Source organism: Ruegeria sp. CG4 (assembly GCF_056537185.1).
This window is the reverse complement of the sequence record NZ_JBQFRB010000002.1, coordinates 465956-478697: the sequence shown is the minus strand read 5'-3', so window position 1 is coordinate 478697 and position 12742 is coordinate 465956. Positions and strand designations below refer to the sequence as shown.

General features: G+C 59.5%; 12 protein-coding genes. 5 read left to right on the top strand and 7 right to left on the bottom strand.

Features of this window, described 5'->3' with window-relative positions:
* The first annotated feature begins 11 nt into the window (after positions 1-11).
* Positions 12-899, top strand: a complete 888-nt coding sequence (locus tag ACR0J2_RS08765) for a PhzF family phenazine biosynthesis protein (protein ID WP_480812304.1) — start codon at positions 12-14, stop codon at positions 897-899.
* Positions 896-1768, top strand: coding sequence for a glycosyltransferase family 10 domain-containing protein (locus ACR0J2_RS08760; protein WP_480812303.1), 873 nt, complete (start codon positions 896-898; stop codon positions 1766-1768). The genes ACR0J2_RS08765 and ACR0J2_RS08760 overlap by 4 nt, the downstream gene beginning before the upstream one ends.
* 57 nt (positions 1769-1825) lie before the next feature.
* On the opposite strand, the gene ACR0J2_RS08755 is transcribed toward ACR0J2_RS08760, so the two are convergent.
* From ACR0J2_RS08755 to trxB, 3 genes are all read right to left on the bottom strand, one after another.
* Complete coding sequence (locus tag ACR0J2_RS08755; protein WP_480812302.1) at positions 1826-3544, bottom strand: bifunctional sulfate adenylyltransferase/adenylylsulfate kinase; 1719 nt, start codon at positions 3542-3544, stop codon at positions 1826-1828.
* Positions 3545-3750: 206 nt separating this feature from the next.
* Positions 3751-5421: an adenylate/guanylate cyclase domain-containing protein gene (locus tag ACR0J2_RS08750; RefSeq protein WP_480812301.1), complete on the bottom strand. Its 1671-nt coding sequence runs from the start codon at positions 5419-5421 to the stop codon at positions 3751-3753.
* Positions 5422-5545: 124 nt separating this feature from the next.
* Positions 5546-6487, bottom strand: a complete 942-nt coding sequence (gene trxB, locus ACR0J2_RS08745; RefSeq protein ID WP_170680911.1) for a thioredoxin-disulfide reductase — start codon at positions 6485-6487, stop codon at positions 5546-5548.
* Between the two features lie 227 nt (positions 6488-6714).
* Between trxB and ACR0J2_RS08740 the strand changes: the two genes are divergently transcribed.
* On the top strand, positions 6715-7215 hold the full coding sequence (locus tag ACR0J2_RS08740; protein WP_480812300.1) for an Lrp/AsnC family transcriptional regulator: 501 nt from the start codon (positions 6715-6717) through the stop codon (positions 7213-7215).
* 117 nt (positions 7216-7332) lie between these two features.
* Here the strand turns inward: ACR0J2_RS08740 and ACR0J2_RS08735 are convergent, their stop codons facing one another.
* The 4 genes from ACR0J2_RS08735 to lgt all read right to left on the bottom strand — a co-directional run bounded on the left by ACR0J2_RS08735 (position 7333) and on the right by lgt (position 11558).
* On the bottom strand, positions 7333-8115 hold the full coding sequence (locus ACR0J2_RS08735) for a Hint domain-containing protein (protein WP_480524323.1): 783 nt from the start codon (positions 8113-8115) through the stop codon (positions 7333-7335).
* 736 nt (positions 8116-8851) lie between these two features.
* A complete protein-coding gene (gene pgeF, locus ACR0J2_RS08730; protein ID WP_170807922.1) occupies positions 8852-9610 on the bottom strand; it encodes a peptidoglycan editing factor PgeF in 759 nt (252 codons plus the stop codon).
* Positions 9607-10674 carry a class I SAM-dependent methyltransferase gene (locus ACR0J2_RS08725; protein ID WP_480812299.1) on the bottom strand — a complete coding sequence of 356 codons (1068 nt, stop codon included), beginning with the start codon at positions 10672-10674 and terminating at the stop codon, positions 9607-9609. Before ACR0J2_RS08725 ends, pgeF begins: the two co-directional genes overlap by 4 nt.
* Positions 10671-11558 (bottom strand): prolipoprotein diacylglyceryl transferase, encoded by an 888-nt coding sequence (gene lgt, locus ACR0J2_RS08720; protein WP_480812298.1) that lies wholly within the window; start codon positions 11556-11558, stop codon positions 10671-10673. The genes ACR0J2_RS08725 and lgt overlap by 4 nt, the downstream gene beginning before the upstream one ends.
* A 98-nt stretch (positions 11559-11656) precedes the next feature.
* Between lgt and ACR0J2_RS08715 the strand changes: the two genes are divergently transcribed.
* Complete coding sequence (locus tag ACR0J2_RS08715) at positions 11657-11905, top strand: accessory factor UbiK family protein (RefSeq protein ID WP_050604795.1); 249 nt, start codon at positions 11657-11659, stop codon at positions 11903-11905.
* A 327-nt stretch (positions 11906-12232) separates the two neighbouring features.
* Positions 12233-12733 carry a type III secretion system chaperone family protein gene (locus tag ACR0J2_RS08710; protein ID WP_170614734.1) on the top strand — a complete coding sequence of 167 codons (501 nt, stop codon included), beginning with the start codon at positions 12233-12235 and terminating at the stop codon, positions 12731-12733.
* Positions 12734-12742 lie beyond the last annotated feature (9 nt).

Here is a 12742-nt window from a genome sequence, read left to right as displayed (position 1 = left end):
GAAAGTGACGCATGAGCTGGTTCGATTTTGACTGGGTAGACGCCTTCAGCGACCGGGCATTTGGCGGAAACGGTTGTGCCGTGGTCCACGGTGGTGCTGTGCTGTCGCAGGAAGTGTGCATGGCCTATGTCCGCGAAACCTCGCTTGTGGAATGCACCTTCACCGGCCCTTCGGAAGTCGCTGATGTGCATGTGCGTTACTTCCTGGCCAGCCGCGAAATCCCATTTGCCGGGCATCCCACCATCGCCACGGTTGCAGCCATGCGGTCGCGCGCGTTGTTCGAAGGCGACAGCCTGACGCTGGAAACCGGGGCCGGGATCGTATCGATCCGCCTGAGCGGCGATGAAATTGAGATGACGCAGGTTGCCCCCCAATTTGGCCAGCGCGTGCCGGCGGAACTTGTTGCCGCCGCGATCGGCCTGCCTGAAAGCGCCATCATATCCCCGCCTCAGTTTGTGTCGACCGGATTGCCGTTCTGCATCACCGTGTTGCGCGATCATGATGCCCTGCGCGCTGCAAAACTGTCCGAAGTGCCTCTGCGCAAGGTGGCCGAGAAAGCAGGTTTTTCGAGCTCAGATATGGCCGAACCCTTCCTAGTGACGCTGAAGGGTGCAACGTCTGCAGGTGACACATTCTCGCGCCTGCTGCTGGCGCCGCCCAGCCCGCCAGAGGATCCGTTCACCGGCTCGGCCACGGGCGCCATGGCGGCTTACCTGTGGAAATACGGCCTGATGCCGAAGGACACCATTGTGGCAGAGCAGGGGCACGACATGGGCCGCCCCGGACAGGCGACTGTCACGCGAGTCGGTCCCCCGGACGCGATGACCGGGATCAGGGTTGCCGGTCGCGGCCATGTCCTGATGCGTGGTCAGGTCGACCTGCCAGAGACTTTGCAATGACCCGTCCCGCGATTGCCGTTTTGCCATACGGCCACCGTCTGGGGCCGAAACTGGCGGCTGTGCCGCTGTCCGAACTCATCTGGCCCGAGGGCTGCCCGGAGCGCCTGACCGGCAAGACCATCGGTGACCTCGAGCGCACCGATCACCTGATCATGTACCCCAACTCTACCGTACATCTGCCGCTGCGTCGGGGCACACGCGCGCGCATTTCGTTGATGATGGGGGAACCTTCGGCCATTCACGCCAAGCACGACCGGATGCTGCGCTGGACCCATCGCCGTTTTTTCCGGGTGTTCACCTTTCACGACATCCTTCTGCAGACCATCCCGAACGCCGTGTTCCTGCCCTACGGCGATACGCAGGTGTTGAACTGGCAGGATCTGAAAATTGAAAAAAACCGCTCCTGTTCCCTCATCGCGTCGGCCAAACGGGATCAGGTTGGGCATGAATTGCGGCACGAACTGATTGACTGGGTCCGGGAAAGTGGCGCGGATGTCGATGTAATGGGCCGGGGTTACAAACCGTTTGAAAACAAGTCCGATGGTCTGGCCCCATACCGGTACTCGGTGGTTATCGAGAACGTCCGGGAACGGAACTACTTCTCGGAAAAGCTGATCGATGCGATCCTGTGTTCGACCGTGCCGATCTACTGGGGATGCCCGAATATCGACGACTTTATGGACACGTCGGGCATGATCCTGTGCGAATCCAAGGCTGAAATTCAGCAGGCGATTGCGGATGCATCGCCAGAGGATTTCACCGCCCGTCTGCCGCATGTGCAGGCCATTCAGGCCAAAGCCGCCGAATTTGGCGCCTTCGAGCGCCGCGCAGTCGAGGCGCTGCGCGCGGAACTGAATTCCGGAAGTTGAGAGAAGAAAACCCCCGGCATAGACCAGGGGCTTCCGTGTTCAGGTTCTGAAACCGGCTCAGGTCGCGGCAATCAGGCCCATGCTTTCCAGTTTCAGCAGTACCTGGTGGGCGCAGTTGTCGACCTCGACATTTTCGGTTTCGACGCGCAGTTCCGGGTTCTGCGGTACATCGTAAGGGTCCGAGATGCCGGTGAATTCCTTGATCTTGCCTTCCCGCGCCAGCTTGTACAGGCCCTTGCGGTCGCGGCGCTCGCATTCCTCGATCGTGGTGGCCACGTGAACCTCGCAGAACGCGCCGAATTGTTCGATCTCTTCGCGAACCGCGCGGCGGGTTGTGGCATAAGGCGCGATCGGCGCGCAGATGGCGATGCCACCGTTCTTGGTGATTTCAGACGCCACATAGCCGATGCGGCGGATGTTCAGGTCGCGGTGCTCTTTCGAGAAGCCCAGTTCCGACGACAGGTTCTTACGCACAATGTCACCGTCCAGCAAAGTCACCGGGCGGCCGCCCATTTCCATCAGCTTGACCATAAGCGCGTTGGCGATGGTGGATTTGCCCGAGCCCGAGAAACCGGTGAAGAACACCGTAAATCCCTGCTGGCTGCGCGGCGGCTTGGTCTTGCGCAGTTCTGCAACGACTTCGGGGAAGCTGAACCATTCGGGGATTTCCAGACCTTCCGCCAGACGGCGGCGCAGTTCGGTGCCCGAGATGTTCAGGATCGTGACCTTGTCCTTGTCCAGGATCTCGTCATTCGGCTCGTACTGAGCACGCTCCTGCACATAGACCATGTGTTTGAAGTCGACCATCTCGACGCCGATTTCGTCCTGAAACTGGCGGAACAGATCCTGCGCGTCGTAGGGGCCATAGAAATCCTCGCCCTGGCTGTTCTTGCCGGGGCCGGCATGGTCGCGGCCCACGATGAAATGGGTGCAGCCGTGGTTGGCGCGGATCAGGCCGTGCCAGACCGCCTCGCGCGGGCCGGCCATGCGCATCGCCAGGTTCAGCAGCGACATCGATGTGGTGGATGCGGGATACTTGTCCAGTACCGCCTCGTAGCAGCGGACACGGGTAAAGTGATCGACATCACCCGGCTTGGTCATGCCGACAACCGGATGGATCAGCAGGTTGGCCTGCGCCTCCTTGGCGGCGCGGAAGGTCAGTTCCTGATGCGCACGGTGCAGCGGGTTGCGGGTCTGGAACGCCACGATGCGGCGCCAGCCCAGCTTGCGGAAATAGGCGCGCAGCTCGTTCGGGGTGTCGCGGCGGGCGCGGAAATCGTAGTGGACCGGTTGCTGAATGCCGACCACGGGGCCGCCCAGATATACTTTGCCGGCCACGTTGTGCAGATAGTTCACAGCCGGGTGCGCATCGTCGTCCGCGCCAAAGACTTTCTCGGCCTCACGCGCCTTGTCGGGCGTCCAGCGGTCGGTCACGGTCATGGTGCCCAGAATGACACCTTCCTGGTCGCGCAGGGCAATGTCCTGACCCAGTTCGATGTTCTCGGCAAAACCTTCGCTGACATCCAGCGTAATCGGCATCGGCCACAGGGTGCCGTCAGCCAGGCGCATGTTTTCCACGACGTTGTCGTAGTCGGCCTCGGACAGGAAACCCTTGAGCGGGTTGAACCCGCCATTCATCAGCAGCTCCAGATCGCAGATCTGGCGCGGGCTCAGGTCCCAGCTTGTCAGATCGGCGGCTTCGACCTTCAGTTTCTGGGCCGAGTCATAGGATACGTACAGTTCGGGGATCGGTGCCAGATTGCTTAACATCGTCATCAGAATACTCTTATTACAGTGTGGTGTTGCCTGTCGTCGCGGCGCATGTGCCCCGATGCAGGCCCGGAGTCCATATACCTTCATGAAACAAAGGACGATATGCGTCGAATTCTCCCGGATTGGAAGGATTTTCCATGTTTGGAATGCATTTGCGATCGTGGTTCTTCAAATTGGCAACAATTCCACCGCATTCAGCGAATGTGTTCCTATGCCGCGACGCTCAGCTCGAGTTCCGATGCACGTTTGACGGTCAGGGCAGGCACCGGGTGGCTCACACCACGCAACTCAAAAAAGTGGATGTCTGAAACGCTGTAATCAAACCCCGCCGCCTGCAAAAGCGTCTCGGACACCAGCAGTTCCGCACCTAGTGCCTTGGTTTCGGCTTCCAACCGGCTGGCCACGTTCACGGCATCCCCGATAATGGTGCGCGAAGCCGAACCGGCAGCGCCGATCTCGCCCAGTACCAGATCGCCCAGATGCAACCCCATGCCGATCCGAACACCCGGTGCGCCTTCGCCCTCAAGCTGACGGTTAAACTGCTGCAGCGCCTGACTGATTTCAGCGGCGGCCTTCAGCCCGGCCCGGGCCGAGCTTGCGGTATCCGGCGTTTCAAACACGGCCAGCAGCCCGTCACCCATGTACTTGTCGACAACACCCCCCTGGGCAGTGATGGGCGGCACGATCGCGTCAAAGAAGCGGTTCAGGAGGAACACAATGTCATACGGCAATTGGCCGGTCGTGCGCGCGGTGAACCCCCGCATGTCCAGAAACAGCACGGCAAGCTGGCGCTCTTTTCCCTGACTGGCATGCGCGCGCCCGCGGCGGCCTTCAGGGCGGAACATGCGGAACACGGTTGCGGGTTCGGTCGGGCGAATCTGACAGGCCAGGCGCGCGCCCTGCGGGGCGTTTACGGCGCTCAGACTGCGTGCCTCGACCGCACTGGGGGACGGAAGATCGTCGGCGCCTTTCTCGACAATTACACGGCAGGTGGTGCAACGCCCCTTGCCGCCGCACAATGCAGTGTGCGGGATGCCGTTGGCCTGAGAAATCTCAAGCAGGGTCATGCCTTTCTCCGCCACTACCTCGGGGCCGTCCACATACCGGACACGCACCGAATGCCTGCGCCGCCACATCTTGCGCCCGAAATAGATCAGCAGCGTCGCCCCAAGGGCCACCCAGAAAACCATTAGCGAGGTGTTCTTGACACCGAACATGGTCTGGAAAGCTTCGGGGGAGGGCCAGTTGTAGTGCTCGATATACTGCTCGCGCAGGTCGTCATCAGCGAAGTCCAACCACAGCCGCCGCCCCTCGGTCAGCAGCCCCGCAAGCGCAAAGGTCGGGATGAAAACGGCCAATCCAATCAGATAAGGCACGGCCCGTGACCACCAACGGGTCAGGCGCAGCCACATATGCAAACCGATGCAGCCATGTATCCAGACCAACAACAGCAACAGGCTTTGCATCCAGATCGCGATGCTGGGCCACATCAGGATGATGATATAGCCCATCTCGTCATTCACATCGAAAATCTCGTGCGCATACCGTGTATGAACAATGTGAGAGATCAGCTGCAGCGGGATCAGCAACCCCAGAACAACCTGTAATCCGGTGCTGAACGGCATGCGCAGGGTTCTGCGCTGGGCAATGGAGTAAAGTGCCAGACCGGCATGGGTGAACAGCGCCGAATAAAGAAGGATTGCCCCGGCATCGTGCCGGGTGACAGCCTGACGCCCATCCTGCATGCCATGCAGGTAGTCCGTGTGAAACAGGCCCAGGCCAATGTTGATGAAATGAAAGAAGGCAAAGGTAAACAGGACAAGACCGCTGCCGATCCGAAGACGGGTAGCCCATCCGCCGCGCCACAGAACGTTACTCAAAGATGCCACCCATATCCGGCCTTTCGTGCCCCCAAAGTCTGATACGGGGTAGGGCGGCGGTCAAGACGGCCATCGGGCGAACGACTGAATTCACCGGGCGTCGCTGGTGAATTCAGCCAATTGCTTATTCCTGTTCGGCCAGGAAACGCTCGGCGTCCAGTGCGGCCATGCAGCCCATTCCGGCGCTGGTGACGGCCTGGCGATAGATATGGTCCGTCAGGTCACCCGCAGCGAAAACACCGGGAACCGAGGTTTCGCTGGACCCCGGTTTGGTCACGACATAGCCACCCATATGGGTTTCCAGCGTGTCCTTGACCAGTTCGTTGGCCGGAGCGTGGCCGATGGCCACGAATACGCCCTTGCATGGAATTTCCGTGATCTCGCCAGTTTTCACGTTCTTCACGCGCACGCCTTCCACGCCCAGCGGAGCATCGGTTCCGATCACCTCGTCCAGTTCATGGAACCACAGCGCCTCGATCTTTTCGTTTTTGAACAGGCGATCCTGCAGGATCTTTTCTGCCCGCAATTCATCCCGGCGGTGAATCAGTGTGACCTTGCTGGCAAAATTGGTCAGGAACAGCGCCTCTTCGACGGCGGTATTGCCGCCACCGATCACCACAATCTCCTGTCCACGATAGAAGAACCCGTCGCAGGTGGCGCAGGCAGATACGCCAAAGCCCTTGAACTTGTCTTCCGAGGGCAGGCCAAGCCACTTGGCGCGGGCGCCAGTGGCAAGAATGACCGCGTCTGCCGAATAAACCGTGCCGCTGTCACCCTTCGCGGTGAACGGGCGCTTGCTGATATCCAGATCGCTGATGATGTCGCCGATGATCTCGCAGCCCATCGCCGCTGCATGTTCCTGCATCTTGATCATCAGATCGGGGCCCTGCACCTCGGTAAAACCGGGATAGTTCTCAACATCGGTTGTGGTGGTCAGCTGGCCGCCGGGCTCGATGCCCTGTACCAGGATCGGCTCCAGCATTGCCCGGCTCGCATAAACGCCGGCCGTGTATCCGGCCGGTCCCGACCCGATGATCAGAACCTTGGTGTGTTTTGTGTCGGCCATGGTACCCCCAACTCGATCTGCCTGATGTGGGCGCTCGGCCCGTTGAGGATGGATATAGCGACCGCTTGATCGGGCTTAAAGCCCCTTCCTGACGGTTCCTGTACGGCAGGCGGGGCAGGCGATGTCGATGAAATTTGCATTACAAATAAACAATATTGCGCGGCGGTGAAATAATATTGCGCATTAGCTGGGCGCTGATATAACAACTGAAAATTCAGGAGCATTCCATGGTCGCCACACGGCTGGATGAGATTGACCGCAAAATTCTGGCGGAATTGCAGGCAGACGGTCGCATGACCAATGTAGAACTGGCCAAACGCGTGGGAATATCGGCCCCGCCGTGTCTGCGCCGGGTGCGCACGCTTGAGGAATCAGGCCTGATCCACGGCTACCACGCCGACGTCAACGCCCGCGAACTTGGGTTCGAAGTGCAGGTCTTTGCCATGGTCGGGCTCGAAAGCCAGGCCGAATCCGAACTCAGCGCGTTCGAAAATCGGTGCCGGGAATGGCCACTGGTCCGCGAATGCCACATGCTGAACGGCGAAGTCGATTTCATCCTGAAATGCGTTGCGCCAGATCTCAGCAGCTTTCAGCAGTTTCTGACAGGCGACTTGCTAACCACGCCGAACGTGGCCAGCGTCAAGACGTCGCTTGTCATCCGCGGCGCAAAAGACGAGCCCGGCGTGCCCTTCGACGTTCTGGAACAACGAATGAACCGGACGGCGTAACCCCCGCGCGTTTTGGATGTGCCGTAACCGGCGGCAGCATTGCGGCGACCGCCAAAGATAAGATCCAACTGAGTATTAGCTGCATTATGCCCCCACTATGCAGTAATCGTTAACATTTCATGCTGATATCGCGTCCACCTCTCCATCTCCGGCGCGCGGCATCAGCAGCGGGCCAAAATCGTTGAGCGACTCGATATGAGCAAACAGGTTCAAATAGATCGACCGCAAAGAGTGGCTGATCATCCGAACAGCATTAACACCTGGATGATAAGACTCAAAAGATAACCCATCAACACTTATCACCGAATGCCGTTTGAGGCAGATATGAAACAGTTCGACCGGAGTGGGCGGCAATGTTTCGATAACGCCCATTCCGTCCTGGAACTCCCGAACCGGTGCCAGAATCGGCGCGCCGCCATGCAGGTGGCGCAAATGGGCCGGGCAGCCCAGCAGCCGGGCCGCTGGTCCGGCGATGACACCGGACATCGGTTTCTGCATCCCGAACGTGTCGGCCATGATCCGGGTCAATGGCCGCGTCCGGCCGCGAGAATCTTCGCGTCCTGGAATCAGCGTGACGGATCCTTTCCACAGCACGGTTTCCGAGGTGCCATCCTGTGTCAGGACCGTATCCCCCGGCATCAGATCTTCGATTGCAATCGGTCCGTGTTCGGTATCGACCAGCGAACCGCGCGTGAAGGCGCAGAACGCATCCTCGAACATGGGCAGCGCCGGTGCGATATGGCGGGTTTGCGAAACTTCACCGTTTTTCAGCAACGTGCTGACCTCGTAGCGCCGCAGCTGCGCCTTTGCCTTTACTGGCGGTTGTTGGGCTTCGCGCAGCATCGCCGACGTTTCGACGGCATTTCTGGCGGCGCGTGCCAGTGAATTTGGAATAGTCATATTTATTCCGTCCCCTCTAAATACCGGTCATGCAGGCCAAACCCTGGGGCAGACCCACCAGATCGGTGTCGTTCTTTGTCTTGAATGAAACGAGAGACCACAGGACGGCAGTCGGAATTCCCGCGCGTCGCGACGCAATATCGCATAACTTTGGTCAACACATTGACCCCCCAGACAAACTCACACAAACGCAAACTGAAATTGTTCACGCACACACGCCCCGTATCAGCGCCACGCAGTATGGTCGTGGCAGCTCGTGCATCGGGCCGGAGCACCCTCCCGTTGCACGTATTAGCCCTTGGAACCGGCAGCATGGTTCCGCGGGCCTTCATGATCAGCGCCGCGCCGCCAGACGGCGCGCAACTCTGACAGATCTGCTGGAAACTCGCTTCCATGGCATGTCAGGGTTTTGATCCCTGATCGCCGCGAAAACAGCGCTTAGAAAGCGTGATCTCGTCTTCATAACTTTGTCCTGCTCAATTATTGGGGCTTAGGCCCGTTTTCCCTTGTGTGAACCATTTGTGACGCTGATTTGCGGCACCGATAAGGCTGATCCGGGATCAATTGAGGACAAATTGAAGGTAAGCGGTTCCCTTTTGTTAACATTGCCGCGCCAATCAAAGGTCAAAACGTATAACTGTTTGACAGCGGACAATAATTTCCGTTCGATTCTGATTGGAATAAACACCACAAATGTGGCGGAAAAGCGGCAAAATTGCCTTAATCTTGTCTAAAACTACAATCTGATCGCGGAAATCAGGCGCCCGTAGTCCGCCTCTTTGGCGTGTGTCGACCGGCGGTAGGAATAGAACCTTTCAGGGTCGGAATAGGTGCAATGCCGTGTCCATTCCGCCTGCCCGATACCCGCCGCCCGCAGCCGGTGCAGGCCAAAGGCGGGCAGGTCGAAATGAAGCCGATCGCCTTGCCCATTTGCGAAAAACCGCATGTTATCGGGCGAGTCTGCGGCAAAGTCATCCAGAAACTCCGGCCCGACCTCATATGCGCGTTGCGAGATCGTGGGGCCGATCACCGCAATGGTGTCTTCGCGGCGCGCGCCCAGGGCCACCATGGCCTCCAACGTGGCTTCCAGCACGCCATCCAGGGCACCGCGCCACCCGGCATGTGCGGCCCCGATCACATTTGCGTTTGGATCAGCAAACAGCACGGGCTGGCAGTCGGCCGTCAGAATCGTCAGGGCCAGCCCGGGCGTCGCGGTCACAACCGCGTCCGCCTTTGGCTTCTCTCCGGTAATTGGGGCATCGACCGTCAGGACGGTCGGGGAATGCACCTGATGCACACCGATCAGCGCGTCGGGGGCAACTGCCATCGCATCGGCCACCCGGCTGCGGTTCACGGTTACAACGTCGGTCTGGTCAGACGACCCGTACCCGCAGTTCAGCCCCGAGAAGATTCCGGATGACGCCCCGCCGCGGCGGCTGAAAAACCCATGTCGGACAGGGGACAGAAGATCAGATGTCAGAATCTCGAGCGTCATGGTTCCAGTCCCGGTGGTGGAGAAGCGTTTGCCGGATAGAGGCCCAGCACTTTGAACAGGTTTCCCATTTCCTCGGGATGCGTCAACCGGCGATGTGCCGAGACCAGCGAATCCAGCGCCGGACCGGTTAATGATTGAGCCAGTCTTTGCGCGCGTGCCGTTATGCCCAGCCGCTCAAGGAAAACGCCCTGTGGGGTCAGGCGCGTGTGGGCACAGCCCGCTGTCCGGCTGGCCGCTGCAAGGGGTTCGAAATCAACATGGGCCGTCAGGTCGGCCTGGCCCGGATCCGTCAGCACGTCTGACCGCTGATGCCCGCGCAGCGCCTGCAACGTGTCGCCCAGCGACCGCCAGTCGCCATAATCCACGATCAGGCCAACGCCTCCGTGCGCGGCAATGCGGCCGGCGATTTCCGTAACGAAGGGGACGGCCGGGGCGCAAATTTCAACCAGATCACCGTCCTGGGTATCCTCCAGCCGCTCGTGCAGGGCGGGCTGTGGCCCCGACGGTCCCAAACCAAAGCTCAGCGCGCCGTGATCCGCGCCGATCAGCCGCTCGCGCCAGCCTTTGCCATCCCGCAGGAATTGCCGGATCGGCAGGGCATCAAAGAACTCATTGGCGACAAGATAGGTCGGAAGGTCCGGCAACATGTCGATCGTATCAATCCAGACTGGCGCATGATCTTTCAGCATCTCAAGCTGAACGGCGCGCAGTGTGGGTGATGCCTCCAGTAACACGACCTGCGCAGCATCGTGAAAACCGGGAATATCCCGTGTGGCGCGCAGGATGTCCGACATCAGGGTTCCGCGACCGGGGCCCAACTCGACCAGCGCAATCCGTGCAGGGCGGCCCTGATCCAGCCAGCTTTGCGCCAGGCACAGGCCGAACATCTCTCCGAACATCTGGCTTATTTCGGGGGCGGTAATGAAATCGCCCTGCACGCCGAGCGGGTCGCGGGTTGTGTAGTATCCCAAATCAGGATGCAGCAGGCATTCGCTCATGTAATCGGCAATGGTCATCGGGCCGTCCTGCCCGATCCGTGCCAGCAGGTGATCGGTCAGGGTCATTGCGCCGCCCGGGCACGCAGGGCAAACCAAAGACCAAGAGCGATCATCGGCAGAGACAACAACTGTCCCATCGTCAGCCCATAGCCGCCCGCATGCCACGCAAGACCCAACGGGTTGCCGGGAGAAACAAACTGCGCATCCGGCTGGCGGAAGAACTCGACTATGAAACGCGACGCGCCGTATCCGGCCAGAAACACGCCCATGATCAGGCCGGGTTTGCGGAACGCCCCGCGACGGTAAACCAGCCACAGCAACAGCGCGCCAAGCAGGATGCCTTCAAGTGCAGCCTCATACAATTGTGAAGGGTGGCGCGCGCACATGCCCGTCACAACGCCGGGGCAGTCCTGCGCGGCCATGCCTGGAAAGATCACAGCCCATGGCGCATCGCTTGGCCGCCCCCAGAGTTCCGCATTGATGAAATTGGCCAGTCGCCCAAGCAACAATCCCGGCGGTACGGTGTGGGCGATCAGATCGGCCAGAGACAGCGCCGGTATATTATGCCGCCTTGCATAAAGATATGCGGCGACAACCACGCCCAGCAATCCGCCGTGAAAGGCCATGCCGCCTTGCCAGACTTTCAGGATATCCAGCGGATGCGACAGGTAGTATCCGGGCTGATAAAACAGCACGAACCCCAGCCGTCCGCCCAGAATGACGCCAAGGATGATCCACGTGACCAGATCCTCCAGCTGTTCCTTGCGCAGAGGCGGCACCTCGCCGGGCCACAGGGCAGGGCGACGCAATGCGGACAGCGCCATCCGCCACGCGATCAGAATGCCGGCGATGTAAGCCAGTGCGTACCATCGCAGCGCGAACTCCATCCCGAACAGCGAGATCGAGAACAATTCGGGCGACAGATCGGGAAAATTCAGAACAGCCTGCATGTGCGTCTCATTGCCCGGGCTTTGCAGGGCAAGTCAACCTTGAGTCCGGCTCATTCTTTACCCATATAGAGGGCAACCGCGAAACCGGAGTTAGAGACATGCAGACCCGCAACAAAATCCTGGACGATGTGTCCCAGCTGATGACCAACGCGATGGGCGTGGCGCAGGGCGCGCGGGAAGAGGCCGAAAACGCGATGAAGTCGATGATCGACCGCTGGCTGGCCGACCGCGATTTCGTTACCCGCGAAGAGTTTGATGCCGTCCGTGCCATGGCCCAGAAAGCGCGCGAAGAAAATGCGGCGCTCGAAGCGCGGATTGCAGCGCTTGAGGCGAAACTGGACAAGTAACGTTCCGTTCGCGCCGCTTTGACCAAGTTTTCAGGACAAAATTTTCTGCCGCGCAATCCGAATTAACGGGTTGTGCGATGCGGTGTATTTTGACGCGTCGCAGAATTTAATCAAGAAAAAGCTGGGCAAAGTGCCAATATTTTGGATGCCGTTGCAGGCTGTCCACAACTTATTGCTGTTATCCCCAAGAATGGGGGTTGTCAGAATATCAACCACATCGCACCATATTTAGTACAGGCCTAAGGGGGAAGCCCGGCTTGTAGAGCAGGCAACTAGCAATGGGGCGCTGCCAGCCCCGAAATGCTAGAGAAGGAGCGAGGTGGCATTATGGCCCTTTCCGAACAGTTTCTAGAAGAAGACCTTCATCCGATTGATATTGTTGAACATCTGGCCGAACACCACGACTGGGATTTTGACCGCATCGGCGATGACCAGATTGCCATGGCCGTCGAAGGCCAGTGGCGGACCTATTCGATCACGCTGGCCTGGTCCAACTATGACGAAACACTGCGGATGGTCTGTTCGTTCGAAATGGAACCGCCGGCCGAACGGGAAATGCAGCTTTACGAGCTGCTCAACAAGATGAACGATCAGTGCTGGGCTGGGGCATTTACCTACTGGGCCAACCAGAAACTGATGGTCTACCGCTATGGTCTGGTGCTGGCGGGCGGCCAGATGGCCAGCGCCGAGCAGATCGATACGATGATCAACGCCGCCGTTCTCAGCGCCGAGCGGTATTACCCGGCGATACAACTGGTCACGTGGGGCAACCGTACCCCGGAAGAGGCCATTCAGGTCGCCATTGCAGAGGCCTACGGCCGCGCGTAAAGCTTTGCC

Coding starts and splice junctions, on each gene's coding strand:
- ACR0J2_RS08760 (WP_480812303.1), top strand. CDS start 896: ATGACCCGTCCCGCGATTGCCGTTTTGCCATACGGCCACCGTCTGGGG.
- ACR0J2_RS08740 (WP_480812300.1), top strand. CDS start 6,715: ATGGTCGCCACACGGCTGGATGAGATTGACCGCAAAATTCTGGCGGAA.
- ACR0J2_RS08725 (WP_480812299.1), bottom strand. CDS start 10,674: ATGACCCTGACCGATCACCTGCTGGCACGGATCGGGCAGGACGGCCCG.
- ACR0J2_RS08765 (WP_480812304.1), top strand. CDS start 12: ATGAGCTGGTTCGATTTTGACTGGGTAGACGCCTTCAGCGACCGGGCA.
- ACR0J2_RS08710 (WP_170614734.1), top strand. CDS start 12,233: ATGGCCCTTTCCGAACAGTTTCTAGAAGAAGACCTTCATCCGATTGAT.
- ACR0J2_RS08755 (WP_480812302.1), bottom strand. CDS start 3,544: ATGACGATGTTAAGCAATCTGGCACCGATCCCCGAACTGTACGTATCC.
- lgt (WP_480812298.1), bottom strand. CDS start 11,558: ATGCAGGCTGTTCTGAATTTTCCCGATCTGTCGCCCGAATTGTTCTCG.
- ACR0J2_RS08735 (WP_480524323.1), bottom strand. CDS start 8,115: ATGACTATTCCAAATTCACTGGCACGCGCCGCCAGAAATGCCGTCGAA.
- ACR0J2_RS08715 (WP_050604795.1), top strand. CDS start 11,657: ATGCAGACCCGCAACAAAATCCTGGACGATGTGTCCCAGCTGATGACC.
- trxB (WP_170680911.1), bottom strand. CDS start 6,487: ATGGCCGACACAAAACACACCAAGGTTCTGATCATCGGGTCGGGACCG.
- pgeF (WP_170807922.1), bottom strand. CDS start 9,610: ATGACGCTCGAGATTCTGACATCTGATCTTCTGTCCCCTGTCCGACAT.